This window comes from Rhizobium sp. CB3171, from assembly GCF_029714265.1.
Classification (GTDB): domain Bacteria; phylum Pseudomonadota; class Alphaproteobacteria; order Rhizobiales; family Rhizobiaceae; genus Rhizobium.
The window spans coordinates 2,346,310-2,372,838 of the sequence record NZ_CP121652.1 but is presented as its reverse complement, the minus strand read 5'-3'; the positions used below and the strand labels follow the sequence as shown (position 1 = coordinate 2,372,838).

The window sequence follows — 26,529 nt, the reverse complement described above, 5'->3', positions numbered from 1 at the left end:
CCCTTACGCGATACCGATCAAATCACTGCCTGATTTGGAAGCTGCCACGGAATGGTTAACAAATTCTGATTCACTCTGGCAAGACGTATCGAATTTATTAAATAATTTTTCCATTGCACTGTTTTCCAATGACAATCAGCAAATATCTTTCCTAAAGTGTTGCATTAAGAAGACACGCCAAGTGATTCATTCGACTCGCCAATGTCAACATCTCGAATTCTGAGCGCGACATTTACTGACCCTTAAATGATCGTCCCTATCATTAACGATGCCCGTAAACGAAAGGTTACCAGCGGTAGGTTTTTATTAAGATCGCTGGAAATTTTTTTAACCAAGCCGTTTCAAAGCGGTGCGGCGGGTCAAAATATCGAGAGCCGGGGTCTCGCATCACGGGAGTAATGCGTATGAAGTCACGTGAGAGCCTAACGCGCCTGAAGGAGTTTCAGGTGAACGAAAAACGCCGTCAACTGCAGCAACTGCAGATGATGATGGCGGAATTCGACCGTATGACAAAGGATCTGGAGAGCCAGATCGTGCTGGAAGAGAAAAAGTCCGGCATTTCCGATCCGAACCACTTTGCCTACCCGACCTTTGCCAAAGCCGCACGGCAGCGCGCGGACAACTTGCAGGTGTCGATCCGGGAATTGCAGGTGCAGGAAGAGGCGCTGGAAACATCGCTGGAAGAAATGCAGGCCGAATATGCCAAGGCCGCAGCGCTGGAAGAGCGCGACGGTTCGGGGCCGGTGAGGGCACGCGCCTAATTAACTATTCCGTCGCCATTTCTTGATCTTCGCATCGGACCGATGTTCGGGATTATGCGAGAAGCGGCGGAAACGGCTCGAAAGCCGTGCATGACTGGCCATGGTGGGTGGCCGGCCATGCACGGCTTTTGGTGTTTTGTCAGCAGTGTGGGGCGTTGGTCGATTGGCGCTACAATTCAAGCCGAATAATGCTGCGACTCGGAACGATAGCTTGAATGATCACGCCATCGTCCGTGCGTTCATAGAGAATAATATGACTCTTATGTTCATGGCGCCGTGCACTTGGCGCAATTTTTTCCGCCTTGCGACCCATAAAAGGATTGTCGGCCAATAACTCAAAGCAATGGATCAATTCGTCCAGATATCGATCAGCCTGCCGCAAGCCAAATTTCTCGATGCCATCCAAATATAGTTCTTTAATTTCTCTATTCGCGCGGGCGGACAGCTCGTATTTAGTCACGTATCAAACCCCGAGCGCGAGCAATCTGTAACGCTTCGGCGCGGATTTCCTCTATCGTCTGGGTACTGATGCCACTGGCTTTGGCGTCTGCAAAAATTTCTCGCAATTCTCCGATCGTATATTCCTCACCGCGACGTGCGCGGTCCTTGCGAACCAGATCGCGAACATAATCACTGGTACTTGCATATTCGCCCTTGCGAATTTGGGCCTCGATCCAATCCTTCATCTGATCGGGAAGGGATACGGTCATGGTCGCCATCTCGGGTCTCCTTTTACGGAGCCCATGTTAGCCGAGATAAGCAAAATTCACAAATTTTCTTATCCGCTGCCTACATATTCACCACATCGCGCCATTCCTCATGACGCTGGGCTTGCGCTTTGAAAAATGGGCAAAGTGGAATGATCTTCCAGCCGCCATTGCGGGCCTCGTCGACGGCATGAAGGGCGAGCGCCTGGCCGACGCCCTTGCCGCGAAGTGCATCCGGGACGGCGGTATGGTCGATGATGATCAGCTTGGGAGAGGCGCGGGAAAAGGTCATCTCGGCCTCATGGCCTTCGATCGTTGCAGCGTAGCGTCCACCCGATGCGTTGTCTTCGTTGCGGATGTCCATGATTGTCCTCGGATTTCCAATATTTTTGGATCGACGTCGGTTAACGTCTCTTGTCTCAGATCGATGCTAACAAACCTGTCGCCGGTGGCAAGCAGCGCTCGCGGACAGCGTCCACCGATCGAAAAACGGTTTGGATTTCCGATCTTCTGCGCTATGCGGCTGTGATAAGGGTGATGCAGCCATTTGGGAGGTTTCCGGCACCGATGCGCAATCTGCAAGCCGTGCTTCTGGTCACTGTCCCGTTCCTGCTGGCCTTTGGCCTCGTATTGCCGCTGGTTCGTTTCGAAAAGCTTTATTTCTTCAGCGACACGCCGTCCCTGCTCGGCATCATCGCTTCTCTCTGGGGAGCGGAAAACTATCTTCTCGCCACTATCGTGGCGCTCGTCTCGGTGGCGCTGCCAATCTTGAAGACCGTGAGCCTGGCGGTTGAAGCGATGGGGACGCGGAGAAAAAGCGAACGCGGGTTTTTCTTCGAGCATATCGTGCCGCAACTGGCGCGCTGGTCGATGGCGGACGTGCTGCTGGTGGCGATCGTCATCGCCGCCGCCAAAACCAGCGGGCTTGCGACTGCATTTACGCAGCCGGGCCTCTGGTTCTATGCGGGTTCCACCATGATTTCGGGCCTTCTTCATATCCTGTTGAGGAAGGAAAAAGGCCCGAACTGAAGATCAAACGAATGTCGCGTCTGTATGGCAGCCGTCAGTGACGATACTGCTGTATGCGGGTCGTCCGGAGGCCGGCGAGGCCATGGGTATTGATGGACGACTGCCAGGAGAGGAATTCTTCCACAGTGAGCGTATAACGCTCGCAAGCTTCTTCCAAGCTCAGCAAGCCACCACGGACCGCGGCGACAACCTCGGCCTTACGACGGATGACCCAGCGGCGCGTGTTCGGCGGCGGCAGGTCGGCAATCGTAAGCGGGCTGCCATCGGGGCCGATGACATACTTCACTCGGGGACGTATCATTTCGGTCATTGGACTCTCTACACATACTCAAGACCACGGGAGCCACTCTAACTTGCCACATTTAAAAATTGCCTAAGCGCATAGTAACACTTTGCTAAGAATTTTAAGGAAAGCCCGAGCGGACTGATTTGCGCATCTGATAATGACGCGGAAATCCGGCAATTCGCTGTTATCGCAGCGAAAAAGCCGGTTGTTGTATGAGTTTTCGTCAGTGAAAACTTACGCTTTTGATATGATGTTAGGCGTGGGCGAGGCTTTTCCCGCCGCCCCAGCAGATGAAATTGGGGTTGGCGAAATCGCTGTCATCGCTCTGATCGGTCTTGCCGTAAGAAAGCGGGCGGCCATCGAGCGTAAGGGTTGAGCCGCCTGCGGCGCGCAATACTGCATCACCGGCCGCGGTGTCCCATTCCATCGTGCGCGTGAAGCGCGGATAGACGTCGGCCTTGCCTTCGGCGAGGAGGCAGAATTTCAGTGAAGAGCCGATCGACGTGCAGGCGGTGACGGCATTTTCCGCCAGGAAACTATCCGTCTTCGGGCTGCTGTTGCAGCGGCTGGCAAGCGCCAGCAAATGCTCGGGGCGTGCGCGCACCGCGATTGCGGAACGGTCGGCAACGGTGAACTGGTCGGTGATGGCGAGCTTGCGCGCCTTGCCGGCCTCGCCGGTGAAGGCTATGCCGAGCGCCGGCGCAAAGACGATACCGGTGACCGGGACGCCGTTCTGGATATAGGCGATATTGACGGTGAACTCGTCGCGATGCTCGATGAATTCGCGCGTGCCGTCCAGCGGATCGACCAGGAAGAAGGGGCGGCCGCGGACGTCGGGAATATTGCCGGCAGCGACCGATTCCTCGGCAATTGCGGGAATGTCCGGAAAGTCGCGCGTCAGATGTTCGAGAATAATGTGCTCGGCGCGTTCATCGGCAATCGTGACGGGACTCATATCCTGCTTCAAAGCGACGGCATAACCGGCACGGTAGACCTCCAATATGGCCTTACCCGCCTCAAGGGCCGCTTTTTCAAATGTCGCGAGCATTCGCCTGCCGTCTTTCCGCAGCTCGTCCGTGGTTCGAGCTTAGAGATACAATAATTAAGAAGCCTTCACCGTAAAGTTTAGACCCCGCGCCAATCACGTTTTCACCGCCTAGCGCTTGGATCGTTATTCCGCAACGGAACTTCGCATCCATGCGCCGTTGTCAGCAACATCTCCGCTACCCCCGTGTTCTTTGAGATACAGTGCCTCGCTTTGCTGCGCATTCGGGAAAGAACATGTTCTGTTTGCGAAGGTTTTCCGCCCTTTCCGGACTTGTCGTTTTTATTGCTTATGCGAATGTGTGGCCGCGTAGAGACCGGGATTCATACATGCGTTATTCGGCATATCAGGTTCTGAAGCAGGCGCTTTCAGGAAACCGTCATTGGCAGCCTGTCTGGCGAACTCCGGAGCCGAAACCGCATTATGACGTCATCATCGTCGGCGGTGGCGGGCATGGGCTGGCGACGGCCTACTATCTCGCCAAGGAGTTCGGCATCACCAATATCGCGGTGCTGGAAAAGAACTATCTTGGCTCCGGCAATGTGGGCCGCAACACCACGATCATCCGCTCCAATTATCTCCTGCCCGGCAACGAGCCGTTCTACGAATTCTCGATGCGGCTTTGGGAAGGGCTGGAGCAGGATTTCAATTACAATGCCATGGTCTCCCAACGCGGCATCATCAATCTCTTCCACTCCGATGGGCAACGCGACGCTTATGCCCGGCGCGGAAATGCCATGCGCATGCACGGGGTCGATGCGGAGCTGCTGAACCGCGATCAGGTCCGCAAGATGATGCCCTATCTCAATTTTGACCATGCGCGCTTTCCGATCCTTGGCGGGCTGCTGCAGGCGCGCGGCGGCACGGCAAGGCACGATGCCGTCGCCTGGGGTTATGCGCGCGGTGCCGACAGTCGCGGCGTCGATCTCATCCAGCAATGCGAGGTGATCGGCATTCGCCGCGAAGGTGGTGCCGTGACCGGTGTCGAAACGACGCGCGGCTTCATCGGCTGCAACAAGCTGGCGCTGGCGGCGGCCGGCCATACCTCGATCCTTGGGCGCATGGCGGATCTGGAACTGCCGATCGAAACCCATGTGCTGCAGGCGTTCGTCACGGAGGGGCTGAAGCCGGTGATCGATCACGTCATCACCTACGGCGCCGGCCATTTCTATATATCGCAGTCGGACAAGGGCGGTTTGGTCTTCGGAGCCGATCTCGATTATTACAGCTCCTATGCCCAGCGCGGCAATCTCGCCACCGTCGAACATACGATGGAGGAGGGGGTGTCGCTGATCCCAGGCCTGTCGCGTGTCCGTGTGCTGCGGAGCTGGGGTGGGGTGATGGATATGAGCATGGACGGCTCACCGATCATCGACCGCACGCCGATCGACAATCTCTATCTGAACTGCGGCTGGAACTATGGCGGCTTCAAAGCGACGCCGGCCTCCGGCTTCTGCTTCGCGCACCTGATCGCCAAGGGCGAAAGCCATGAGGTCAGCCGCCTCCTGCGCCTCGATCGCTTCGAGCGCGGTTTTGCGATCGACGAAGGCGGCAAGGGTCCGCAGCCGAATCTGCATTGAGGGCACGAAACCAATGGCAAGCCTGATCACCTGCCCGCATTGCGGCACGCGCCCGAAAGAAGAGTTCACCATTCGGGGTTCTGCATCCGCCACCCGCCCGGCTCCATCCGCCCCGGATGAAGACTGGCATCGCTATGTCTATATCCGCGACAACGAGCGCGGGCGCATTCTCGAATATTGGCATCATGCGGCTGGTTGCCGCCGCTGGCTAGTCGTCGACCGCAGCAATGTCACCCATGAGGTCTTCTCCGTCACCGATGCTGCGGACAAGGCGCGGGAGGCGGCGCAATGACGGCCTATCGTCTTTCCTCCGGCGGGCTCGTCAATCGCAGCCGACCGCTTTCGTTCAAGTTCGATGGCAGGGATATGAAAGGGATGGAGGGTGATACGCTCGCCGCCGCGCTTCTTGCCAACGATCAGTTGCTCGTCGGCCGCAGCTTCAAATATCACCGTCCGCGCGGCATCCTGACGGCTGGCTCCGCCGAGCCAAACGCGCTGGTGACGATCGGCAGGGACGGACGCACGGAGCCGAATACGCGCGCCACCGTCGTCGAGCTCTATCAGGGCATGACCGCTGTCAGCCAGAACCGCTGGCCGTCGCTGAAATATGACATTGCCTCGATCAACGGCCTGTTCTCGCCTTTCCTCAGCGCGGGCTTCTACTACAAGACCTTCATGTGGCCGGCGGCTTTTTGGGAGAAGCTCTATGAGCCGCTGATCCGCCGCGCCGCCGGTCTCGGCAAGGCGGCGATGCGGGCTGATCCCGATCGCTATGAGAAGGCCTGGGCGCATTGTGATCTGCTGGTGATCGGCTCCGGCCCGGCCGGGCTGATGGCGGCGCTAACGGCGGCGCGCGCGGGGCTCCGCATCATTCTTGCAGACGAAGGATTTCGTCTGGGCGGATCGCTGCTGTCGGAGAGATTGTCGATCGGCGGCGCCTCCGCGGATGCCTTCGTGCATACGGCGCTCGACGAACTCCAGAGCTTCGAGAATGTCACTTTGATGCCGCGCACCACGGTGTTCGGCTGGTATGACGACAATGTCTTTGGCGCGGTCGAAAAAGTGCAGAAGCATGTGGCGATGCCTTCGCCCGATCTGCCGGCCGAGCGTCTTTGGCGTATCGCCGCCAAACGCGCCATCCTCGCCACCGGCGCGGAAGAGCGACCGCTGGTATTCGGCGGCAATGACAGGCCAGGCGTCATGATGGCTGGCGCGATGCGCAGCTATCTCAATCGATATGGCGTCGTGGCGGGGCAGAAGGTGGCGGTGTTCACCAGTGGTGGGTCCGGCTATCGCACGGCGCTGGATCTCGCGGCGGAAGGCGTCGAGATAGCGGCCATCATCGATACGCGCAGTACTTCTTCCGATCCTGCGCCTCTGGGCGTTCGCATCATTCACGCCGGCACCGTGCAGGCCACGAAGGGCCGGCATCGTATCAGCGGGGTGATTGCCGATCGTGGCGGCCTGGACGAGGTTATTGCGTGTGACGCGCTTGCCATGTCCGGCGGTTGGTCGCCGATCATTCATCTTGCCTGTCAGCGCGGCGCAAAGCCTGTGTGGTCGGAGGAAAAACAGGGCTTCATAGCGCCGACGGTCGGCGGCGAAATGGAGATTGCCGGATCGGCTGCAGGCATCGACAGTGTTTCGGGCTGTCTTGCCGATGGCGCGGAAAAGGCGCGGTTGATTATTGAAAGCCTGGGGCGCACCGCACATGAGGCGGAGATACCGGAGGTCGAAGGCGATTACGATCCGTCCTTTGCAGCCATCTGGCATGTGCCGGGCGCCAAGGACAAGGCCTTCGTCGACTTCCAGAACGACGTCCATGCGAAAGACCTGGGCCTGGCCCTGCGCGAAGGCTATGGTCACGCGGAGCACGCCAAGCGCTATACGACGAGCGGCATGGCGACGGATCAGGGCAAGCTTGGCAATGTCAATGCCGCCGGCCTCATCGCCGGCATGCGCGGCGTCAGCCCGGCTGCTGTCGGCACGACGACCTTCCGGCCTTTCTATACGCCCGTCTCCTTCGGCGCCCTGGCGGGTACGGCGCGCGACAAGCATGCGCAGCCGGTGCGGGAATCGCCACTTCATGGCTGGGCGAAGAAGAATGGCGCGACATTCGTCGAAGCCGGCCTTTGGTTTCGCTCGGCTTGGTTTGCACGCGCAGGCGAGAAAACCTGGCGCGACAGCGTCGACCGCGAGGTGCTGAACGTCCGCAACAATGTCGGTCTTTGCGACGTCTCGACGCTCGGCAAGATCGAAGTGTTCGGCAAGGATGCGGCGGAGTTTCTCAACCGGATCTATTCGAACGCCTTCTTGAAACTGCCGATCGGCAAGGCACGCTATGGGCTGATGCTGCGCGAGGACGGCATGGTGTTCGACGACGGGACGACGAGCCGACTGTCACCGAATCATTTCTTCCTCACCACGACGACCGCGATGGCCGGCGAGGTGATGGCGCATATGGAATTCTGCGCCCAGACCCTATGGCCACAGCTCGACGTCCGTTTCGTCTCCTCGTCGGATCAATGGGCGCAGATGGCAATTGCCGGTCCGAGGGCGCGTGAGGTTCTGGAACAGATTGTCGAGGACGATATTTCCGACGCGTTCTTCCCATTCCTCGCCGCCGCAGAGGTGATGTTGAAAGGCGGTCTGAAGGCCAGACTGTTCCGCATCTCCTTTTCCGGCGAACTGGCCTATGAGCTCGCCGTTCCCGCCGGCTATGGCGAGGCGGTGGCGGATGCGATCATGGAGGCGGGCAAGGCGCACGGTATCTGCGCTTACGGGGTCGAGGCGCTGAATGTGCTCCGCATCGAGAAAGGACATGTCACCCATAACGAACTGGATGGCCGCACTACGCCGGATGATGTCGGGCTCGGCCGGATGATGGCGACGCAGAAGCCGGATTTCATCGGCAAGCGGCTTTCGACCCGCTTCGGCCTGACCGCTGCCGATCGTGTTCAGCTTGTCGGGCTGAAGCCGGTCGATGCCACCAAGGAAATCCGGGCGGGTGCGCACCTGCTGAGGGAAGGTGCCAAGCCTTCGACGGCGAATGATCAGGGCCATGTTTCTTCCGCCTGCTTCTCCCCGGTTCTCGGCCATTTTATCGCATTGGCCTTCCTGAAATCCGGGCGCGAGCGGATCGGTGAACATGTGATCGTCTGGGATGGGTTGCGTGGCGAGGAAGTGGTTGCCGAGGTCTGCAATCCGGTCTTCGTCGATCCCGCCAACAAGAAACTTCTGGGGTGAGGGATCGATGAGCGTCGCATATCTAAACCGGCACGTGCTGGAAGATCACATCTCCGGCTTCGAGGCGGAGCCCAATCCGAACCATCTCGCCGTCATCCGCCGCCCCGCCATATTCTCTGTGCTCGCCCATGCCAGCCAGGAAGCCTGGACGTTGGCGGCGTTGAAGGCGATGTCGGATATTTCCGTGCGCCATGCGGGGCCGGGCGAGTGGCTGTTGGTATCGGAAGTGTTGGGGGCCGAGAGCCTGGCGCGTGACCTCGCCATGTTGGATGCCGGCCGCATCTCCTTCTTCGAACAGAGCGACGGCCGTGTAGTGCTGCGCCTTTCGGGGCCGAGTGTCCGGCGCATTCTGGCAAAATGCGTCGCCGTCGAGTTGCATTCGCAGGTATTTGCCGAGGGGCAATCGGCCAACATGCTTTTCTGCCACGTCAGCGCCAACCTCGCCCGCACCGGTCCTGACCATTTCGAGATCATCGTTCCCCGCTCCTATGCCGGGAGCGTGTTCGAGGAGTTGATGGAGATGGGACGGGAATTCGCGCTGACGGCGGGATTTGGCGATTGAGCACATGAGCCGGGAAAGCGCAAAGCGATTTCCGGTTTGTGCTAGGAAGAAATGGCGCGATCCGAACAATTGCGATGGCGCAAACAGACGGATCGGTTTCGCAGTTCGGGCTATTTGGCCTTCTGGATAGTCTCTAGGCTGCCCTGCAAATACGGCCGGTCGGCTGGGAAAATTCCCGCCGACTTCGCGCCGAACACAGGGGATTTTTAGATGAAAAGCCATGCCAAGGTCGTCGTCATCGGCGGCGGGGTCGTCGGATGTTCAGTGCTTTATCACCTGACGAAATTCGGCTGGACGGACGTCTTGCTGCTCGAGCGCTCGGAGCTGACATCGGGTTCGACCTGGCACGCGGCCGGCGGCATGCACACGATCAATGGCGACCCCAACGTTGCCAAGCTGCAGAAATACACGGTCGAGCTCTATAAGGAGATCCAGGATTATTCCGGCCAGGATATCGGCCTGCACATGACATCAGGCCTGATGCTGGCGGCAACGCCGCAGCGTTTCGACTGGCTGAAATCGATCCTCGCCAAGGGCCGGTATAACGGCCTGGAGGCGACGTTGCTGACGCCGAAGGAAGCGCACGCAATGATGCCGCTTCTCGATCCCGACCAATTCGTCGGCGCACTCTACGATCCCGTCGAAGGTCACCTTGACCCCTATGGCACCACTCATGCCTATGCCCGCTCGGCAAAGAAGAACGGTGCTGAGATTTACCTGCACACCAAGGTCGAGGAGCTGGTGCAGCGCGAGGACGGCTCGTGGCGGGTGATTACCAATCAGGGCGAGATCGTTGCCGAGCATGTCGTCAATGCCGCCGGCCTCTGGGCGCGCGAGGTCGGACGCATGGTTGGGCTGGAGCTGCCGGTGCTCGCCATGGAGCACATGTATCTGATCACCGAGGACATGCCGGAAGTCGCCGACTTCAACAAGTCGACTGGCAAGGAGCTGATGCACTGCGTCGATTTCGACGGCGAGATCTATCTGCGCCAGGAGCGGCAGGGCATGCTGATGGGCACATATGAAAAGGCCTGCCGTCCCTGGTCGCCGGTGACGACGCCCTGGGATTTCGGCCATGAGTTGCTGGCCGAGGATATCGAGCGCATCACGCCGGAGCTGGAAGTCGGCTTCCGCCATTTCCCCGCCTTCAACAATGCCGGCATCAAGAAGATCATCAACGGCCCGTTCACCTTCTCGCCCGACGGAAATCCGCTGGTCGGACCGGTGCGGGGGCTGACGAACTACTGGTCGGCTTGCGCGGTCATGGCCGGTTTCAGCCAGGGCGGCGGCGTGGGGCTGGCGCTCGCCAACTGGATGATCCATGGCGACCCCGGCTTCGACGTCTTCGCCATGGACGTCTCACGTTACGGCGACTACGCGACGCTTGCGTATACCAACGCCAAGGTGCGCGAGAACTATGCGCGGCGCTTCTCCATCCGCTATCCCAACGAGGAATTGCCGGCGGCGCGGCCGCTGCTGACGACGCCGATCTACGATAAGCTTAAGGCTGCGGGCGGCGTCTTCGGCGCGTCCTACGGGCTGGAGCAGGCGCTGTGGTTCGCACCCGCGGGCGAAATGGACGAGTTCTCCTGGCGGCGCTCCAACGATTTCGATGTGGTGGCGAAGGAGACGAAGGCGGTGCGCGACAGCGTCGGCCTGATGGAAACCTCCGGCTTTGCCAAATATTCGGTTAGGGGACCGGGCGCGGAAGCCTTTCTCGACGGGCTGCTCGCCTGCCGTATTCCAGCCGTCGGCCGCATGACGCTGGCGCCGATGCTGAAGCATGACGGCAAGCTGATCGGGGACTTCACACTCGCCAAACTGGGCGAGGGGGATTTCCTCGTCATAGGCTCCGGCGTTGCCGAAGCCTATCATATGCGCTGGTTCGAAAGCCATCTGCCGAAGGATGGATCGGTGGAGCTGAAAGCGCTCGGCCTGTCGCTGCTTGGACTTTCGATCGCCGGACCGAATGCGCGCAAGCTCCTGGAAAAGCTGACGCATCAGGATGTTTCCGCTGCCGCGTTCCCCTTCATGTCCATTCGCCGAATGGATCTCGGCATGGCGCCTGCCATCGTCGGCCGCGTCTCCTACACCGGCGATCTCGGTTATGAGATCTGGATGAAGCCGGAATATCAGCGCTACCTCTTCGATCTCCTGATGGAGGCCGGCGCCGAATTCGGCATTACGCTTTTCGGCCTCAGGGCATTGAACGCCCTGCGCCTCGACAAGTCCTACGGCAGTTGGGCGCGCGAATACCGTCCGCTCTATGGGCCGCTGGAAGCCGGGCTCGGCCGGTTCGTTGCGCTCTTCAAGGAGGCTGATTTCATCGGCAAATCAGCGGCGGCCAAGGAAAAGGTGGAGGGCGGAGCCTTGCGGCTACGCTCCTTTATTCTCGCGGCTGACGATGCCGATGTCATTGGTGATGAGCCGATCTATCACAACGGCGCCGTCTGTGGCTGGGTGACCTCGGGCGGTTATGCGCATGCCTCCGGTGTCTCGGTTGCCGTCGGTTATGTGCCGAAAGAGATTGCCGACGAAACGCAGGGATGGTCGATCGAACTGCTCGGCGACATATTGCCAGCGACATTGCAGCCGCAACCTTTGTTTGATGCCGATGGTGCGCGCATGCGCTCGTAAGCGTCGGGCTCGGAAGGAACGGAACGGGCTTTTCGGGAGCCCGTTTCTGAAGAGATTTTTTTCAGCGAACCAAGTATGCGGATTGTCTGGCTATTTTTGAGCCAGAGAATGCCGTTTTTCTATTTTTTGTGGCTCGAATTGCGTCATTGCGCGAAGATTTGAAAAGATTTTGTCAATTTCCTGCCTTTTTGGCTTCACATTTCCTTCGAAAACAGTATGGAATCGCCCCTACGGGCCCTCTCAAAGGAAAACCCTAACCAATAAGAGATGCGGTCGACGAACTGCGCATCCAGGGGAAATGACATATGGATTATTTTATCCAGCAGCTCCTTAACGGGCTGACTCTCGGGTCTATCTACGGCCTGATCGCCATTGGCTATACCATGGTTTACGGCATCATCGGCATGATCAACTTTGCCCATGGCGACGTGTTTATGCTTGGTGGCTTCGCCGCTCTTATCACCTACCTGGTTCTCGTATCGCTCGTCGCCGGCCTGCCGGTGGCGATCATGCTCCTGGTGATGCTCATCGTCGCCATGCTGATGACGAGCCTGTGGAATTGGGTGATCGAGCGTATCGCTTACCGACCTCTGCGCGGTTCGTTCCGTCTGGCGCCGCTGATCACCGCAATCGGCATGTCGATCGTGCTGTCGAACTTCATCCAGGTCGCACAGGGCCCGCGCAACAAGCCGATCCCGACGCTGGTGGGTGATGTCTACAATATCGGTGGCGTATCGCTGTCGCTGAAGCAGATCATCATCTTCATCTGCACGGTCGTTCTCCTCGCGGCATTCTGGTATCTGGTCAACAAGACCGCGCTTGGCCGCGCCCAGCGCGCCACCGAGCAGGATCGCAAGATGGCGGCGCTGCTCGGTATCAATGTCGACCGCACCATTTCCGTCACCTTCATCATGGGCGCGGCGCTCGCCGCCGTCGCCGGCACGATGTACCTGATGTATTATGGCGTCGCCAACTTTACCGATGGCTTCGTCCCCGGTGTCAAGGCGTTCACCGCTGCCGTTCTCGGAGGCATCGGCTCGTTGCCGGGTGCCGTTCTCGGCGGGCTGATGATTGGTTTCATCGAGTCGTTCTGGTCGGGCAATTTCGCTATCGCGTACAAGGATGTCGCGACCTACGGCATCTTGGCCTACGTGTTGATCTTCAAGCCGACGGGTATTCTCGGACGGCCGGAAGTCGAGAAGGTATAACGCCATGGCAAGTTCAAATTTCGTTCCAGGCAAGACCGCGCCCGGCCTTGTCCAGAAAGGCATTACCGACGCCCTTTGGACAGCGGTCATCGCATTCGGCATGTTCGTGCTCTATATCGGCCTTAAGACCGATCAGAACATCGACAACCAGCTCATCATCGTTCAACGCTGGGGCCTCTTGGCATCCATCGTCGCGATTGCCGCCGCAGGGCGGTTCGTCATGACGGTGTTCGTGCAGCCCAGGCTGGCGGCCATGAAGGCGGCCAAGGCGAAGGCTCCGCCCGTCGAAGCCGAACCCGGCTTCATTTCGAAGAATTTCAACGCGATAGCGCTGGGTTTCCTGCTCATCTATCCGCTATTGGCGCTGGCGATTTTCGGTGCTCAGGGATCGCTGACCTATGTCGACAATTTCGGCATCCAGATCCTGATCTACGTGATGCTTGCCTGGGGTCTGAACATCGTCGTCGGCCTGGCCGGCCTGCTCGACCTCGGTTACGTCGCCTTCTATGCCGTCGGAGCCTATTCCTACGCGCTGCTGTCGACGCATTTCGGCCTGTCCTTCTGGATCCTGCTGCCCTTGTCCGGCATCTTCGCCGGGTTGTGGGGCATGATCCTTGGCTTCCCAGTGCTGCGTCTGCGCGGCGACTATCTGGCCATCGTGACGCTGGCTTTCGGCGAAATCATCCGCATCGTCATCACCAACTGGACGGATGTCACACGCGGTAGTTTCGGCATTTCCAACATCACGAAGGCCTCGCTGTTCGGCCTTTATACGTTCGATATGAAGGATCCGCACAATTTCGTTCGGACCTTCGGCCTGTCGATCTCGTCGGCTTGGTACAAGATCTTCCTGTTCTACGTCATCCTGGCGCTCTGCATGCTGACCGCCTATGTGACGATCCGGTTGCGCCGGATGCCGATCGGCCGTGCGTGGGAAGCCTTGCGCGAAGATGAAATCGCCTGCCGCTCGCTCGGCATCAACACGGTGACGACCAAGCTGACGGCATTCGCGACCGGCGCGATGTTCGGCGGCTTCGCCGGCTCGTTCTTTGCAGCCCGTCAGGGCTTCGTCTCGCCGGAATCCTTCGTCTTCCTCGAGTCCGCGGTCATCCTCGCGATCGTCGTTCTCGGCGGCATGGGCTCGTTGAAGGGCATCGCCATTGCCGCGATCGCCATGGTCGGCGGCACGGAATTGCTGCGCGACATGGGCTTCCTGAAGATAATTTTCGGTGCCGATTTCACCCCGGAACTCTATCGCATGCTGATTTTCGGCCTGGCCATGGTCGTCGTCATGATCGTGAAACCGCGCGGCTTCGTCGGCACTCGTGAGCCCACCGCCTTCCTCAAGGAGCGGAAAGCGGTCTCCGGCAGCTTTACAAAGGAGGGCCACGGCTGATGAACGCTGTGACCGCAACCCCCGACGACATCCTGCTGAAAGTCGATCACCTGTCGATGAAGTTCGGCGGCCTGATGGCGATCAACGACTTCTCCTTCGAGGCCAAGCGCGGCGATATCACCGCGCTGATCGGCCCGAACGGCGCCGGCAAGACCACCGTCTTCAATTGCATCACCGGTTTCTATAAGCCGACGATGGGCATGATCACGCTCAACCAGAAAAGCGGCAAGCAATTCCTCCTGGAGCGGCTGCCGGATTTCCGGATCACGCGTGAAGCCAAGGTGGCGCGCACGTTCCAGAACATCCGCCTGTTCTCGGGCCTGACCGTGCTTGAAAACCTGCTGGTTGCTCAACACAATAAGCTCATGCGCGCGTCTGGCTTTACCGTGCTTGGTCTGCTCGGCATCGGCAAATATCGCGCCGAGGCCAAGAATGCCATTGAGCTGGCGCGCTTCTGGCTGGAGAAGGCCGATCTCGTCGATCGCGCCGACGACCCGGCCGGCGATCTTCCTTACGGCGCGCAACGCCGTCTCGAAATCGCCCGCGCCATGTGCACCGGGCCTGAGCTTCTGTGCCTGGACGAGCCGGCCGCCGGTCTCAACCCGCGCGAGTCGCTGGTGCTCAACGAATTCCTGCGCAGCATCCGCAAGGATGCCGACACGTCGATCCTTCTGATCGAACACGACATGTCGGTGGTTATGGAAATCTCCGACCACGTCGTCGTGCTCGAATACGGGCAGAAGATTGCCGATGGTACGCCGGACGAGGTCAAGAACGATCCGAGGGTGATCGCGGCCTATCTGGGTGTGGAAGATGAAGAAGTGGAAGAGGTGATTGCCGAAGTCGAGCACCTCCAAGAGGGCGAACAGCGATGACGGGGCAACCGCTTCTGAAAGTTGAAGGCGTCGAAACCTATTACGGCAATATCCGCGCCCTTGCCGGCGTCAATGTCGAAGTCAACAGCGGCGAAATCGTCAGTCTGATCGGCGCCAACGGTGCCGGCAAGTCGACATTGATGATGACGATCTGCGGCAGCCCGCAGGCCCGCAATGGTTCGGTGACCTTCGATGGCCGCGACATTACCCATATGCCGACCCACGAGATCGCCCGGCTGCGTATTGCGCAGTCGCCCGAAGGGCGGCGCATCTTCCCGCGCATGACGGTTTACGAGAATCTGCAGATGGGCGCGAGCCTCGACAAACTCAAATATTTCAATGAGGACGTCGAGAAGATCTTCACCCTGTTTCCGCGCCTGAAGGAACGTCAGTCGCAGCGCGGCGGTACGCTGTCGGGCGGCGAACAGCAGATGCTGTCGATCGGCCGCGCGTTGATGGCGCGCCCGAAGCTGCTTCTGCTCGACGAGCCGTCGCTCGGCCTTGCGCCGCTGATCGTCAAGGGGATTTTCGAAGCCATCAAGGTTCTGAACAAGAGCCAGGGGCTCACCGTCTTCCTGGTCGAGCAGAACGCGTTTGCGGCCCTGAAGCTCTCCGACCGCGCCTATGTCATGGTCAACGGCCGGGTGACGATGAGCGGCTCCGGCAAGGAACTGCTTGCGAATCCGGAAGTGCGCTCCGCCTATCTCGAAGGCGGCCACCATTGAGCCTCGTTTTGCGGAGAATTTGATATGCAGGGACTTTTCTTCGAAAGCGATACCGGCGGGCGCCTCGTCATTCGTGTGGTTATCGTTCTTTTGGGTTTCTGGACGGCGTGGCGCGCCGGCCGCGCCGTGGCGAGCAACTGGAACTCCTACCCGCTGGCGGTCATCTATACTTTCCTGATCGGCCTCGGGCTGCAATTCCTGCATCACGCGCTGTTCAACGGCCCGGTATTCGACCTCGGCAACTATATTCTCGACGTGGTCCTTCTCCTCATCTTCTCGACGGCCAGCTATCGCTACCGCCGCACCTACCAGATGGTGAACAACTACTACTGGCTCTACGAAAAGACCTCAGCCTTTTCGTGGAAGAAGAAGAATTGACAGTGCGCCGAAACTAGGCTCAGTCTGAATACAAGGTGGGCTTGATCCTATCCGAAAACCGCTCGACATTTTTCGGGATCCTGTCCTCCCTACTTCGAAATACAAGCTTACCGGCGCGATGATTGGTGGGTATTGCGCAGGGCAACTCAAACGGAACCCGCTCAAAAAATTGGGAGTAACAATATGAAGAAGTATCTTCTGTCGGCCGTGGCTCTGTCGGCGATGATCGCGCTCAGCGGCGTTGCGAAGGCTGACATCATCGTTGGCGTTGCAGGCCCGCTGACGGGTGCAAATGCTGCGTTCGGCTCTCAGCTCCAAAAGGGTGCCGAGCAGGCCGTAGCGGACATCAACGCTGCCGGTGGCATCAACGGTGAAAAGATCAAGCTCGAACTCGGCGACGACGTTTCCGACGCCAAGCAGGGCGTTTCGGTCGCCAACAAGTTCGTCGCTGACGGCGTCAAGTTCGTTGTCGGCCACTTCAACTCGGGCGTTTCCATCCCGGCTTCGGAAGTTTATGCCGAAAACGGCATCCTTCAGATCACCCCGGCTTCCACCAACCCGGTATTCACCGAACGTGGCCTGTGGAACACCTTCCGTACCTGCGGTCGTGATGACCAGCAGGGTGCCGTTGCCGGCAAGTACATCGCCGACAACTTCAAGGGTGCCAAGGTTGCCGTCGTTCACGACAAGACCCCCTATGGCCAGGGCCTTGCCGACGAAACCAAGAAGAACCTCAACGCTGCCGGCGTGAAGGAAGTTCTCTACGAAGGCATCACCCCCGGCGACAAGGACTATTCGGCCCTCATCGCCAAGATGAAGCAAGCTGGTGTCGACTTCGTCTACTACGGCGGTCTGCACACCGAAGCCGGCCTGATCATGCGCCAGATGGCCGACCAGGGCGTCAAGGCTCACTTCATGTCCGGTGACGGTATCGTCTCGAACGAGCTGGCTTCGATCGCCGGCGACGCCGTTGACGGCACGCTGATGACCTTCGCGCCGGATCCGCGCAAGAACCCGGCTTCCAAGGATCTGGTCGCCAAGTTCCGCGCTGCGGGCTATGAGCCGGAAGGCTACACGCTCTATGCGTATGCCGCCATGCAGGTCATCGCCGACGCCGCAAAGGCTGCCGGCTCCAACGACCCGATGGCCGTTGCCGACGCGCTGAAGGCAAAGGGTCCGTACAAGACCGCCATCGGCGAACTCGGCTTCAACGAAAAGGGCGACATCACCCGTCCGGACTACGTGATGTACAAGTGGTCGAAGGGTTCCGACGGCAAGTACAACTACGCCGAAATGGAAAAATAAGCATCTGCATCGCCGGCTTTCCGGTGATGCGTTCGATCTGGAAGCCCGGTCATTGGCCGGGCTTCTTTGCATTCAAGCTGTGATGACAGCATTTCCTTTGCGGCGATCGTGCTCTAAGTCTGAGCCTATCTCGGCAGGAGGAAGATGCAGCATGACCAGACCCCGTATTCTCGTCACCCGGCGCTGGCCGGCCGCGGTGGAGGCCGTACTTTCCGAGCGCTTCGAAGCGACGTTCAATTCGGATGATATAGCGCTCGATGCCCGGCAGTTGCGCGAGGCCCTGCTGTCTTATGATGCGGTGCTGCCGACCGTTTCCGATAGACTGCCGGCCGCGCTTTTCGAAGGCGATGCCATCAGGACAAAAATCGTCGGCAATTTCGGCGTGGGCTTCAATCATATCGACGTCGCTTCCGCCAAAGCCAAGGGCATCGTCGTCACCAACACGCCGGGGGTGCTGACCGATTGTACCGCCGATATCGCCATTCTGCTGCTGCTGTCCGTGGCGCGCCGCGCCGGGGAAGGGGAACGCGAGCTGCGTGCCGGCGAATGGAGCGGCTGGCGGCCGACGCACTTGATCGGCACGAAGGTCACCGGCAAAACCGTCGGCATCATCGGTTTCGGCCGTATCGGCAAGGCTTTCGCACAGCGCTGTCATTTCGGTTTCGGCATGGAGGTCGTCTTTTACAATCGCTCCGCGGTCGATCCGATGGAAGCAACGCGGTACGGCGCGGTGCAATTGCCGACGATCGAGGATGTGCTTGCAGCCTCCGATTTCGTGTCGCTGCATTGCCCTGGCGGCGCCGAGAACCGTCACCTGATGAATTCTGCCCGTTTCGCCACCATGAAGCCCGGCGCCTTCCTGATCAACACCGCCCGCGGCGATGTCGTCGACGAGGCAGCGCTGATTTCAGCCCTGGAGCAAGGTACCATCCGTGGCGCCGGCCTCGACGTCTACGAAACGGAGCCGAATGTGCCGGAGAAATTGAAGGCGATGGAGAATGTCGTGCTGCTGCCGCATCTTGGCAGCGCGACCGAAGAGACGCGCACGGCCATGGGAATGAAGGTGGTGGACAATATCACCGCTTTTTTCGAAGGGCGCGAGCCGCCGGATCGGGTGGCTTGATTCCGTCGGCGCTGCCTTTACCGCCGTAGAAGCGCAGCCATTGCCACTCTTTTCATCGTCTGGCGAAAAATGCAGCGGATGCCAGCCGCAGCAGACCGGTGTTCTAGGGCGTTGCATAAGGCACAGAAATTGCTTGCCTTTGCTCCTTGACAGGTTTCAAAGACCGGCGATGGCATGATGTGGGGAGCGCAGAGACAGGATGGCGATGGCAGCGGCGAGCACGAGACCGCAGAGGGCGCGCGGGCGCGGCCATCTGGCGGCCAAGGCGCTTCGTGGGCGCACGCGTCTTGCCGAACTTTTCCAGGAGGGTGCGGCGAAGATTCGTCTACCTGATACGTTCGATAATTCCATGGAAGCCGTCATCATCAACACCGCCGGCGGGCTGACCGGCGGCGACCGGATGGATTGGAGCATCGTCGCGGGACCGGGCACACGCATCGATGTGACCACCCAGGCCTGCGAGAAGATCTACAAGGCATCCGCGGGCACCGCCGAAGTCGTGACTTCGATCAAGGTCGATACTGGCGCGCGTGTCGATTGGCTGCCGCAGGAAACCATTCTGTTCGATCGCGCCTCGCTATCGCGCAGGCTCGATGTCGATCTTGACGAGACCGCCGAATTTCTGGCCGTCGAGGCAATTTTGCTGGGCCGCAAGGCGATGGGCGAGGCGATGGCGCGGGGGCTGTTTCGCGACCGCTGGCGCATCCGCCGTGCCGACCGGTTGATCCATGCCGAGGAGTTGAGGCTCGATGGCGATGTCGCAGCATTGACGGCCGAGCATTCCGTTCTGAGCGGCCAGGTTGCCTTTGCGACTCTGCTCTATGCCGGGCCGCTGGCGGAAACCTATCTCGCCAAGGTGCGGCCGCTCGTTGGGGAGCATATGGGCGGTGCCAGCCAATGGCGCGACAAGCTGGTGGTACGGCTGGCGGCGTCCGACGGCTTTGCACTTAGAAAAATCCTGATCCCGGTCATTTCCGCCTTGCGTAACGGAACGCCAGTGCCGAAAGTCTGGAATCTGTAGTTCGAGCAAATAGCAATTACATAGGTAGGCGATGAACCTCACTCCGAGAGAAAAAGATAAGCTGTTGATTTCCATGGCGGCAATGGTGGCGCGGCGGCGGCTGGAGCGCGGCGTCAAGCTCAACCATCCGGAAGCCATCGCGCTGATCACCGACTTCGTCGTCGAAGGCGCCCGCGATGGCCGCCCGGTCGCCGAACTGATGGAAGCGGGCGCCCATGTCATCACCCGCGAGCAGGTGATGGAGGGAATTGCCGAGATGATCCATGATGTACAGGTCGAGGCGACGTTTCCGGATGGAACGAAGCTTGTGACCGTGCACGAGCCGATCCGCTGAACGACGGCAAAGGAAAAACCATGATTCCAGGTGAAATTCTTGCCGCAAGCGGCGACATCGAACTGAACGCAGGCGCGCTGACGATAACGCTGGAGGTCTCCAATACGGGCGACCGGCCGGTGCAGGTGGGCAGCCACTATCATTTTGCCGAAACGAACGGTGGTCTTGCCTTTGACCGCGATAAAGCTAAGGGCATGCGTCTCGATATCCCCGCAGGGACCGCAGTGCGTTTCGAGCCGGGCCAGACGCGCTCGGTGATGCTAATCCCCCTCTCCGGCAAGCGCGAGGTCTACGGCTTCCGCCAGCAGATCATGGGCAAACTCTGAGGCTAACGGGGAGAGGCGGTATGTCTTTGAGAATGCTTGCGTCCGTCGCATGTGTTGCGATGGTTTTGATGTGCGGCTCGGCCCATGCGGAAAACGATACGGACCAGCCGAAGGTCGATTGCAATAATGCAGAGACGCAGATGGACATGAACATCTGCTCGCAGCGCGACTACGACAGGGCCGACAAGGCTTTGAATGAGCAATACAAAAAGACACGTGCGGCCATGGTTGCCACCGATGCCGATCTCGATGCCGACCAAAAGGGCGCCGAAAAGGCATTGGTCAAGGCGCAACGCGCCTGGGTCGACTATCGCGATGGCCAATGCGAAGCGGAGGGCTTCGAGGCGAGAGGCGGTTCGATGGAGCCCATGCTCGTTTCCGGATGCAAGGCGACCTTGACGAAGCAGCGGACCAAAGAGCTAAAGGCACTGGCCGATGGGCCGGAGGGTGCGCAGTGAGCGCAAAACGCAGGATCATGATCGTCGGCAACGGCGAGATCGCAGAAGCGGCGGCGAAAGAGATCGCCATCGCCGATCTGGTCGTGCGTTTCAACGATTGCCGTTCGGTTGCGGCCAGTGGCAGCCGCACGGATATCGTCGCGGTCTGCAATACCGGCCGGCCGGCACGCGCGATGCTCGGTTCCGCCGAATGGCGCAACAGTCCGCCGATCGCGGCCGCGTCGGAAATCTGGAGCGTCCGCGACCCCCGCAAGTTTGCTGCGCTGCGCGCGCCACTGGCGTTGTCGCATCCGGAACTCAACGATTTCTGCGATGACTACACGGATCAATTCACCGCTTTCTGCAATGCCACACGCAAACGTCATGTGGTCATCGACCAATCGGTTCATGAGAGCGTCGATGAAGCGCTCGCGGCGCACGAACCGGGTGCCTATATCGTGCCGAGCAGCGGCATGGTCGTCATTGCCGATCTGCTTTTGCGCTATCCAGATGATGACATCGCCATCACCGGCTTCAGCCATACCGGATGGGATGGCCATCCGTTTGCGGCGGAGAAACGGCTGGTCGACTTTTATATTTCCCTGGGTCGCCTGAGACGCATCGCGGACCAGATTTTCATCCCTTCCTCCCAAGGAGCCTGAGTTATGCCCTATAAGATCTCCCGCGCGGCCTATGCCAACATGTTCGGGCCGACCACCGGCGATAAGGTGCGGCTTGCCGATACGGAACTTTTCATCGAGGTGGAGAAGGATTTCACCACCTATGGCGAGGAGGTGAAGTTCGGCGGCGGCAAGGTCATTCGTGACGGCATGGGGCAGAGCCAGGTGACGCGGGCGAACGGTGCTGTCGACACCGTCATCACCAACGCGTTGATCGTCGATACCTGGGGGATCGTTAAGGCCGATATCGGCCTCAAGGATGGCCGTATCGTCGCGATCGGCAAGGCCGGCAATCCGGACATGCAGCCGGGCGTCAACATCATCGTGGGTCCGGGCACCGAGGCGATCGCAGGTGAGGGCAAGATCGTCACGGCCGGCGGCATGGACAGCCATATCCACTTCATCTGCCCGCAGCAGATCGAAGAGGCGCTAATGAGCGGGCTGACGACCATGCTCGGCGGCGGCACGGGACCGGCGCACGGAACGCTCGCCACCACCTGCACGCCCGGCCCATGGCATATTGCCCGCATGATCGAGGCTGCCGACGCCTTTCCGATGAACCTCGCCTTTGCCGGCAAGGGCAATGCCTCGCTGCCCGGCGCGCTGGAGGAGATGGTGCTTGCCGGCGCCACCTCGTTGAAGCTGCACGAGGATTGGGGGACGACGCCCGGCGCGATCGACTGCTGCCTCACGGTCGCCGATGCATATGATGTGCAGGTGATGATCCACACGGATACGTTGAACGAAAGTGGCTTCGTCGAAGACACGATCGGCGCCATCAAGGGCCGTACCATCCATGCGTTTCATACCGAAGGGGCAGGCGGCGGCCATGCGCCAGACATCATCAAAATCTGCGGCCAGTCGAATGTCATACCGTCGTCGACCAATCCGACGCGTCCCTATACGGTTAACACGATTGCCGAGCATCTCGACATGTTGATGGTCTGCCATCACCTGTCGCCGTCGATCCCGGAAGACATTGCTTTCGCCGAAAGCCGCATCCGCAAGGAGACGATTGCGGCGGAAGACATTCTTCACGATATCGGCGCCTTCTCGATCATTTCGTCCGACAGCCAGGCCATGGGCCGCGTCGGCGAAGTGGCGATCCGCACCTGGCAGACCGCCGACAAGATGAAGCGCCAGCGCGGCCGCCTTGCCCAGGAAACCGGCGACAACGACAATTTCCGCGTCAAACGCTATATCGCCAAATACACGATCAATCCGGCGATCGCCCATGGCCTCAGCCATGAGATCGGCTCGATCGAAGTCGGCAAGCGCGCCGATCTGGTGATCTGGAACCCGGCTTTCTTCGGAGTGAAGCCGGATATGGTCCTGCTCGGCGGCTCGATTGCAGCCGCCCCCATGGGCGATCCGAACGCCTCCATCCCGACGCCGCAGCCGGTGCATTACCGCCCGATGTTTGCCTCTTTTGGCAAGAGCCTGACGAACTCCTCGGTTACTTTCGTGTCGCAGGCTTCGCTCGACGCCGGTCTTGCCGGAAGGCTCGGCGTCGCCAAGAGCCTTGTTGCCGTCAAGAATACCCGCGGCGGGATTTCCAAGGCGTCGATGGTTCACAACAGCCTGACGCCGCATATCGAAGTGGACCCGGAGACCTATGAGGTGCGCGCCGATGGCGAGCTTCTGACCTGCGAGCCGGCGACGGTGCTGCCGATGGCGCAACGTTATTTCCTGTTTTAACGGGAACTGCGACGTTTCATCGCCTGTGGATTACGAGAGCCCCTGGATTTCAGGGGTTTTTCGTGAAGACCCCAAACTATTGCAGCATAATCAGAGACTTGTATCGGCGCTCGTTCGCGTCGCAACCTCACGTAAGGGCACGCGTGAGTTTGATGCCAAATCTCAGCAGTTCATAAGTTGAGAAATGTCCAGCATTTTAACGATCGCGTTAAAGACCTGGAAGAGCGTTCGCCCCTATCTCAAATCATCGAATTGATGGGCTGAGGAAGGTGATTCGCATGAAACGGTGGATTTCGCTGCAGGCCGAACTCGGTAATTTCCAGCAGCGTCGCACGATATATATTTTCGCGCTAAAGATGAGTTTTCTAGCGGTCATCCTGTCCGTCGCCATCATTCTCGTGATGCTGCCAGTCGTCGAATGGCTTGGCCTGTTGCCGTTGCCGATACTGGAGGCGATCCGCCTCTGCCTGCTGCTCGCCTGGCTCATCGGCGGAACGGTCTCCGGCGTATTGGCGCTGCTGGCCGGCTATGCCATTCACAAGCTCGCGGTCTCACGCGCCGAATTCGAACGGCTGAGCCGAACCGACATGTTGTCGGGATTGCTGAACCGTCGCGCTTTTACCGATGCGCTGGAGGAGGCGAAAGACGATGCCTCGCTGGTGATCTTCGATGTCGATCGATTCAAGACGATCAATGACCGCTACGGGCATGCTTCGGGCGATGCCGTCATCATCGCCGTGTCGCAAATCTTTTCTGGCATCTTCAAGGGCAGGGATGTGATTGCCCGCCTCGGCGGCGAGGAGTTTGGCGCCATCGTCCATGGCCGCGACATGGCCGAACGCATCGCCCGCATCGAGGGCGTGAAAACGCGGATTGCCGATCACGCCATCGCCGTCGAAGGCGGCGCAGTGAAGATCACTATTTCCGCAGGGATTGCGGATATGTGGGGCGAGCGCAAGAAGGAACTCGTCTATGCCGCCGCGGACAAGGCGCTGTATCTCGCCAAGGCGCTTGGCCGCAATCGTGTCGTTCATGAAAGCGAATGGCTGAACCATGTCTGGCAACGCCGGTCGGTCGAGGAGGGGCAAGAAACGGCGCCCGACCATGTGGAGCCGCATCGATACGGCCATGGAATATAGATCTGCGAAACCGGCACTGGTCCTTGCGCGGAAAGCGGCTATTTTGCATGGTCTGACAAAGTTTTGAACTGGACAGGTCATGCTACGCGTCACTTCCTATCTGCCGGCCGGCACCCCATCCTCCAATCCGATCGATCGTGTCGTGCTGCCGCATGATCTCCGGCATCTGCGCCGCAAACTGCTGCATCTCGAAAATGGCGAGATGGTCATGCTCGATCTGAAGGAGCCGGTTCTGTTTGCCAACGGTGATCTTTTGGTGCGCGAAGACGGCGAATTGATCGAAATCGTCGCCGCGGCGGAAAAGCTGTTCGAGATCAAGCCGCGCGATCGCCGGCATCTGATCGAGCTCGCCTGGCATCTCGGCAATCGGCATCTTTCGGCACAGATCGAGGAAGACCGTATCCTCATCCTGCGCGATCATGTCATTCGCTCCATGCTCGAAGGCCTCGGCGCAACAGTGACGGAGGTCAGCGAAGCCTTCCAGCCGGCGCGTGGCGCCTATCATGCGCATGGCGGCCATTCGCACGGTCACGATCACGGGCATCATGATCATGCCCATAATCATGATCACGGGCATGACCATCACGATCATTCGCACGACTGAACGTGATGGGTGGGATTTCAGCGGCGGAGGATGGCGATCTGCAGGCGCTTTTGCGGCTGATGGCCTGGTTGTCGCCGGCTTTCCCGGTCGGCTCCTTCGCCTATTCGGGCGGGCTTGAACGCGCTGTGCATGATGGCCTCGTGCGGGACTCGGCGAGTCTTGGGGATTGGATCGCGGCGTTGATCCGCCATGGCTCGGTCTGGAACGATGCTGTCTTGCTTGCTGAGGCGCATGGCGCGGCCGAGGATGCGGCGCGGCTGGCCGCGGCGGCCGAGCTTGCCGAAGCGTTGGCCGGCTCGAAGGAGCGTCATCAGGAAACCATGCTGCTCGGCGAAGCCTTTCTCTCCGCCGCCAATGCCTGGCCGCATCCGGTCTTTTCCATGCTGCCGGCGAAGACGGCTTATCCGGTGGCGGTCGGTGCTGTGGCTGGCGCGCATGACATCGCAAGGGAAAAGGCACTCGCGGCTTTCCTGCATGCGCTGGCGTCGCAGATGCTGTCGGCCGGTATTCGCCTCGGGGTGACTGGACAGAAGGACGGCGTCGCGATCCTGGCGGCGCTGGAAGACATCATCGCCGAGGTGGCAAAGCGGGCCGCGCAATCGAGCCTCGACGATCTCGGTGCCGCGACCGTGCAGGCCGATATTGCCAGCCTTCGTCATGAGACGCAGGGCACCCGGCTCTTTCGATCCTGAGGGAAGCGCGCAGGCAAATGTTGCAGGCGAAGCAGAGCCTACGTCATTCGCCGCTGTGCGAGACGCGTTTGCCTCGCTATTCTATGTTTTTATCGGAGTTTCGAGCATGAAATCGAGAAATGGACCCTTGCGCGTCGGCATTGGCGGGCCTGTCGGCTCGGGCAAGACGGCGCTGACCGAAAAGCTTTGTAAGGCAATGCGCGACGATTATTCCGTCGCAGTGGTGACCAACGATATCTACACGACGGAGGATGCCGAGGCCCTGGTGCGCATGCAGGCGCTGACCTCGGATCGGATCGTCGGCGTCGAAACCGGCGGTTGCCCGCACACCGCCATTCGCGAAGACGCGACGATCAACCTGCAGGCCATCGCCGGCCTCAACGAGCGGCTTCCCGATCTCGACGTCGTCTTCATCGAATCCGGCGGCGATAATCTGGCGGCGACCTTTTCGCCGGATCTCGCCGATATCACCATTTATGTGATCTCGGTTTGCCAGGGCGAGGAAATTCCGCGCAAGGGCGGTCCCGGCATTACCAAATCCGATCTTCTCGTCATCAACAAGAAGGACCTTGCGCCCTTCGTCGACGTCAATCTCGACGTCATGGACCGCGATGCGACCCGCATGCGCCAGGCCCGTCCCTTCGTGTTCTCCGATATGAAACGCGGCGATGGCGTCGGAACGATCGTCGACTTCCTAAAGGAACAGGGCGGCCTTTAAGCCGCCCCGCCATTGTC

Annotated in this window: 29 protein-coding genes; 24 read left to right on the top strand and 5 right to left on the bottom strand. The window is 59.6% G+C overall.

Features of this window, described 5'->3' with window-relative positions; all coding sequences use genetic code 11:
* The first annotated feature begins 404 nt into the window (after positions 1-404).
* The gene (locus tag QA648_RS11645; protein WP_104824014.1) at positions 405-761 is read left to right on the top strand and encodes a flagellar export protein FliJ; all 357 of its coding nucleotides are present in this window, start codon (positions 405-407) and stop codon (positions 759-761) included.
* Positions 762-930: 169 nt separating this feature from the next.
* On the opposite strand, the gene QA648_RS11640 is transcribed toward QA648_RS11645, so the two are convergent.
* From QA648_RS11640 to QA648_RS11630, 3 genes are all read right to left on the bottom strand, one after another.
* A complete protein-coding gene (locus QA648_RS11640; protein ID WP_283047034.1) occupies positions 931-1,221 on the bottom strand; it encodes a type II toxin-antitoxin system RelE/ParE family toxin in 291 nt (96 codons plus the stop codon).
* Positions 1,214-1,480, bottom strand: coding sequence for a type II toxin-antitoxin system ParD family antitoxin (locus QA648_RS11635; RefSeq protein WP_283047033.1), 267 nt, complete (start codon positions 1,478-1,480; stop codon positions 1,214-1,216). The genes QA648_RS11640 and QA648_RS11635 overlap by 8 nt, the downstream gene beginning before the upstream one ends.
* Before the next feature lie 70 nt (positions 1,481-1,550).
* Positions 1,551-1,832, bottom strand: coding sequence for a GNAT family N-acetyltransferase (locus QA648_RS11630; protein ID WP_283047032.1), 282 nt, complete (start codon positions 1,830-1,832; stop codon positions 1,551-1,553).
* A 203-nt stretch (positions 1,833-2,035) separates the two neighbouring features.
* Here QA648_RS11630 and QA648_RS11625 point away from each other — a divergent pair, with 203 nt between their 5' ends.
* Entirely contained in the window at positions 2,036-2,497 is a 462-nt protein-coding gene (locus tag QA648_RS11625) for a paraquat-inducible protein A (protein ID WP_283047031.1), read from the top strand.
* Between the two features lie 34 nt (positions 2,498-2,531).
* On the opposite strand, the gene QA648_RS11620 is transcribed toward QA648_RS11625, so the two are convergent.
* Positions 2,532-2,807 (bottom strand): DUF1153 domain-containing protein, encoded by a 276-nt coding sequence (locus tag QA648_RS11620; protein ID WP_004107124.1) that lies wholly within the window; start codon positions 2,805-2,807, stop codon positions 2,532-2,534.
* A 229-nt stretch (positions 2,808-3,036) separates the two neighbouring features.
* A complete protein-coding gene (gene cysQ, locus QA648_RS11615; protein WP_283047021.1) occupies positions 3,037-3,831 on the bottom strand; it encodes a 3'(2'),5'-bisphosphate nucleotidase CysQ in 795 nt (264 codons plus the stop codon).
* Positions 3,832-4,157: 326 nt separating this feature from the next.
* On the opposite strand from cysQ, the gene QA648_RS11610 reads away from it, so the two are divergent.
* The 22 genes from QA648_RS11610 (at position 4,158) to ureG (ending at position 26,512) form a co-directional block, all read left to right on the top strand.
* Positions 4,158-5,408 carry a sarcosine oxidase subunit beta family protein gene (locus QA648_RS11610; RefSeq protein WP_283047020.1) on the top strand — a complete coding sequence of 417 codons (1,251 nt, stop codon included), beginning with the start codon at positions 4,158-4,160 and terminating at the stop codon, positions 5,406-5,408.
* Between the two features lie 13 nt (positions 5,409-5,421).
* Positions 5,422-5,700, top strand: a complete 279-nt coding sequence (locus tag QA648_RS11605) for a sarcosine oxidase subunit delta (RefSeq protein ID WP_283047018.1) — start codon at positions 5,422-5,424, stop codon at positions 5,698-5,700.
* Complete coding sequence (locus QA648_RS11600; protein ID WP_283047016.1) at positions 5,697-8,654, top strand: sarcosine oxidase subunit alpha family protein; 2,958 nt, start codon at positions 5,697-5,699, stop codon at positions 8,652-8,654. Before QA648_RS11605 ends, QA648_RS11600 begins: the two co-directional genes overlap by 4 nt.
* A 7-nt stretch (positions 8,655-8,661) precedes the next feature.
* A complete protein-coding gene (locus tag QA648_RS11595; protein ID WP_283047014.1) occupies positions 8,662-9,216 on the top strand; it encodes a sarcosine oxidase subunit gamma family protein in 555 nt (184 codons plus the stop codon).
* Positions 9,217-9,426: 210 nt separating this feature from the next.
* A complete protein-coding gene (locus QA648_RS11590; protein ID WP_283047012.1) occupies positions 9,427-11,853 on the top strand; it encodes an FAD-dependent oxidoreductase in 2,427 nt (808 codons plus the stop codon).
* 305 nt (positions 11,854-12,158) lie between these two features.
* Positions 12,159-13,061 carry a branched-chain amino acid ABC transporter permease gene (locus tag QA648_RS11585; RefSeq protein ID WP_104824005.1) on the top strand — a complete coding sequence of 301 codons (903 nt, stop codon included), beginning with the start codon at positions 12,159-12,161 and terminating at the stop codon, positions 13,059-13,061.
* A gap of 4 nt (positions 13,062-13,065) precedes the next feature.
* A complete protein-coding gene (gene livM / locus QA648_RS11580) occupies positions 13,066-14,457 on the top strand; it encodes a high-affinity branched-chain amino acid ABC transporter permease LivM (protein ID WP_104824004.1) in 1,392 nt (463 codons plus the stop codon).
* Positions 14,457-15,332, top strand: a complete 876-nt coding sequence (locus QA648_RS11575) for an ABC transporter ATP-binding protein (protein WP_283047009.1) — start codon at positions 14,457-14,459, stop codon at positions 15,330-15,332. Before livM ends, QA648_RS11575 begins: the two co-directional genes overlap by 1 nt.
* A complete protein-coding gene (locus tag QA648_RS11570) occupies positions 15,329-16,057 on the top strand; it encodes an ABC transporter ATP-binding protein (RefSeq protein ID WP_028751911.1) in 729 nt (242 codons plus the stop codon). Before QA648_RS11575 ends, QA648_RS11570 begins: the two co-directional genes overlap by 4 nt.
* Before the next feature lie 24 nt (positions 16,058-16,081).
* Entirely contained in the window at positions 16,082-16,435 is a 354-nt protein-coding gene (locus QA648_RS11565) for a DUF6867 family protein (protein ID WP_104824002.1), read from the top strand.
* Between the two features lie 183 nt (positions 16,436-16,618).
* Positions 16,619-17,740 carry a branched-chain amino acid ABC transporter substrate-binding protein gene (locus tag QA648_RS11560; RefSeq protein ID WP_104824001.1) on the top strand — a complete coding sequence of 374 codons (1,122 nt, stop codon included), beginning with the start codon at positions 16,619-16,621 and terminating at the stop codon, positions 17,738-17,740.
* A gap of 151 nt (positions 17,741-17,891) precedes the next feature.
* The gene (locus QA648_RS11555; protein WP_283047005.1) at positions 17,892-18,863 is read left to right on the top strand and encodes a D-glycerate dehydrogenase; all 972 of its coding nucleotides are present in this window, start codon (positions 17,892-17,894) and stop codon (positions 18,861-18,863) included.
* Between the two features lie 199 nt (positions 18,864-19,062).
* Positions 19,063-19,884, top strand: a complete 822-nt coding sequence (locus tag QA648_RS11550) for an urease accessory protein UreD (RefSeq protein ID WP_283047003.1) — start codon at positions 19,063-19,065, stop codon at positions 19,882-19,884.
* 31 nt (positions 19,885-19,915) lie between these two features.
* Positions 19,916-20,218, top strand: coding sequence for an urease subunit gamma (locus QA648_RS11545; RefSeq protein ID WP_104823998.1), 303 nt, complete (start codon positions 19,916-19,918; stop codon positions 20,216-20,218).
* A 20-nt stretch (positions 20,219-20,238) separates the two neighbouring features.
* Entirely contained in the window at positions 20,239-20,544 is a 306-nt protein-coding gene (locus tag QA648_RS11540; RefSeq protein ID WP_283047001.1) for an urease subunit beta, read from the top strand.
* A gap of 20 nt (positions 20,545-20,564) precedes the next feature.
* Entirely contained in the window at positions 20,565-21,002 is a 438-nt protein-coding gene (locus QA648_RS11535) for a lysozyme inhibitor LprI family protein (RefSeq protein ID WP_283047000.1), read from the top strand.
* A 17-nt stretch (positions 21,003-21,019) separates the two neighbouring features.
* Complete coding sequence (locus tag QA648_RS11530; protein WP_283051311.1) at positions 21,020-21,643, top strand: Urease operon accessory protein; 624 nt, start codon at positions 21,020-21,022, stop codon at positions 21,641-21,643.
* 3 nt (positions 21,644-21,646) lie between these two features.
* The gene (gene ureC, locus QA648_RS11525) at positions 21,647-23,359 is read left to right on the top strand and encodes an urease subunit alpha (protein WP_283046998.1); all 1,713 of its coding nucleotides are present in this window, start codon (positions 21,647-21,649) and stop codon (positions 23,357-23,359) included.
* Positions 23,360-23,637: 278 nt separating this feature from the next.
* A complete protein-coding gene (locus QA648_RS11520) occupies positions 23,638-24,498 on the top strand; it encodes a GGDEF domain-containing protein (RefSeq protein ID WP_104823994.1) in 861 nt (286 codons plus the stop codon).
* Positions 24,499-24,577: 79 nt separating this feature from the next.
* The gene (ureE, locus tag QA648_RS11515; RefSeq protein WP_283046997.1) at positions 24,578-25,102 is read left to right on the top strand and encodes an urease accessory protein UreE; all 525 of its coding nucleotides are present in this window, start codon (positions 24,578-24,580) and stop codon (positions 25,100-25,102) included.
* 5 nt (positions 25,103-25,107) lie between these two features.
* Positions 25,108-25,794, top strand: a complete 687-nt coding sequence (locus QA648_RS11510) for an urease accessory protein UreF (RefSeq protein ID WP_283046996.1) — start codon at positions 25,108-25,110, stop codon at positions 25,792-25,794.
* Positions 25,795-25,900: 106 nt separating this feature from the next.
* Positions 25,901-26,512 (top strand): urease accessory protein UreG, encoded by a 612-nt coding sequence (gene ureG, locus QA648_RS11505; RefSeq protein ID WP_104823992.1) that lies wholly within the window; start codon positions 25,901-25,903, stop codon positions 26,510-26,512.
* Positions 26,513-26,529 lie beyond the last annotated feature (17 nt).

Bases quoted from the DNA above. Each gene is read 5' to 3' on its own strand.
- QA648_RS11645 (WP_104824014.1), top strand. From the start codon at position 405: ATGAAGTCACGTGAGAGCCTAACGCGCCTGAAGGAGTTTCAGGTGAAC.
- QA648_RS11635 (WP_283047033.1), bottom strand. From the start codon at position 1,480: ATGGCGACCATGACCGTATCCCTTCCCGATCAGATGAAGGATTGGATC.
- QA648_RS11630 (WP_283047032.1), bottom strand. From the start codon at position 1,832: ATGGACATCCGCAACGAAGACAACGCATCGGGTGGACGCTACGCTGCA.
- QA648_RS11625 (WP_283047031.1), top strand. From the start codon at position 2,036: ATGCGCAATCTGCAAGCCGTGCTTCTGGTCACTGTCCCGTTCCTGCTG.
- QA648_RS11620 (WP_004107124.1), bottom strand. From the start codon at position 2,807: ATGACCGAAATGATACGTCCCCGAGTGAAGTATGTCATCGGCCCCGAT.
- cysQ (WP_283047021.1), bottom strand. From the start codon at position 3,831: ATGCTCGCGACATTTGAAAAAGCGGCCCTTGAGGCGGGTAAGGCCATA.
- QA648_RS11610 (WP_283047020.1), top strand. From the start codon at position 4,158: ATGCGTTATTCGGCATATCAGGTTCTGAAGCAGGCGCTTTCAGGAAAC.
- QA648_RS11605 (WP_283047018.1), top strand. From the start codon at position 5,422: ATGGCAAGCCTGATCACCTGCCCGCATTGCGGCACGCGCCCGAAAGAA.
- QA648_RS11600 (WP_283047016.1), top strand. From the start codon at position 5,697: ATGACGGCCTATCGTCTTTCCTCCGGCGGGCTCGTCAATCGCAGCCGA.
- QA648_RS11595 (WP_283047014.1), top strand. From the start codon at position 8,662: ATGAGCGTCGCATATCTAAACCGGCACGTGCTGGAAGATCACATCTCC.
- QA648_RS11590 (WP_283047012.1), top strand. From the start codon at position 9,427: ATGAAAAGCCATGCCAAGGTCGTCGTCATCGGCGGCGGGGTCGTCGGA.
- QA648_RS11585 (WP_104824005.1), top strand. From the start codon at position 12,159: ATGGATTATTTTATCCAGCAGCTCCTTAACGGGCTGACTCTCGGGTCT.
- livM (WP_104824004.1), top strand. From the start codon at position 13,066: ATGGCAAGTTCAAATTTCGTTCCAGGCAAGACCGCGCCCGGCCTTGTC.
- QA648_RS11575 (WP_283047009.1), top strand. From the start codon at position 14,457: ATGAACGCTGTGACCGCAACCCCCGACGACATCCTGCTGAAAGTCGAT.
- QA648_RS11570 (WP_028751911.1), top strand. From the start codon at position 15,329: ATGACGGGGCAACCGCTTCTGAAAGTTGAAGGCGTCGAAACCTATTAC.
- QA648_RS11565 (WP_104824002.1), top strand. From the start codon at position 16,082: ATGCAGGGACTTTTCTTCGAAAGCGATACCGGCGGGCGCCTCGTCATT.
- QA648_RS11560 (WP_104824001.1), top strand. From the start codon at position 16,619: ATGAAGAAGTATCTTCTGTCGGCCGTGGCTCTGTCGGCGATGATCGCG.
- QA648_RS11555 (WP_283047005.1), top strand. From the start codon at position 17,892: ATGACCAGACCCCGTATTCTCGTCACCCGGCGCTGGCCGGCCGCGGTG.
- QA648_RS11550 (WP_283047003.1), top strand. From the start codon at position 19,063: ATGGCGATGGCAGCGGCGAGCACGAGACCGCAGAGGGCGCGCGGGCGC.
- QA648_RS11545 (WP_104823998.1), top strand. From the start codon at position 19,916: ATGAACCTCACTCCGAGAGAAAAAGATAAGCTGTTGATTTCCATGGCG.
- QA648_RS11540 (WP_283047001.1), top strand. From the start codon at position 20,239: ATGATTCCAGGTGAAATTCTTGCCGCAAGCGGCGACATCGAACTGAAC.
- QA648_RS11535 (WP_283047000.1), top strand. From the start codon at position 20,565: ATGTCTTTGAGAATGCTTGCGTCCGTCGCATGTGTTGCGATGGTTTTG.
- QA648_RS11530 (WP_283051311.1), top strand. From the start codon at position 21,020: ATGATCGTCGGCAACGGCGAGATCGCAGAAGCGGCGGCGAAAGAGATC.
- ureC (WP_283046998.1), top strand. From the start codon at position 21,647: ATGCCCTATAAGATCTCCCGCGCGGCCTATGCCAACATGTTCGGGCCG.
- QA648_RS11520 (WP_104823994.1), top strand. From the start codon at position 23,638: ATGAAACGGTGGATTTCGCTGCAGGCCGAACTCGGTAATTTCCAGCAG.
- ureE (WP_283046997.1), top strand. From the start codon at position 24,578: ATGCTACGCGTCACTTCCTATCTGCCGGCCGGCACCCCATCCTCCAAT.
- QA648_RS11510 (WP_283046996.1), top strand. From the start codon at position 25,108: ATGGGTGGGATTTCAGCGGCGGAGGATGGCGATCTGCAGGCGCTTTTG.
- ureG (WP_104823992.1), top strand. From the start codon at position 25,901: ATGAAATCGAGAAATGGACCCTTGCGCGTCGGCATTGGCGGGCCTGTC.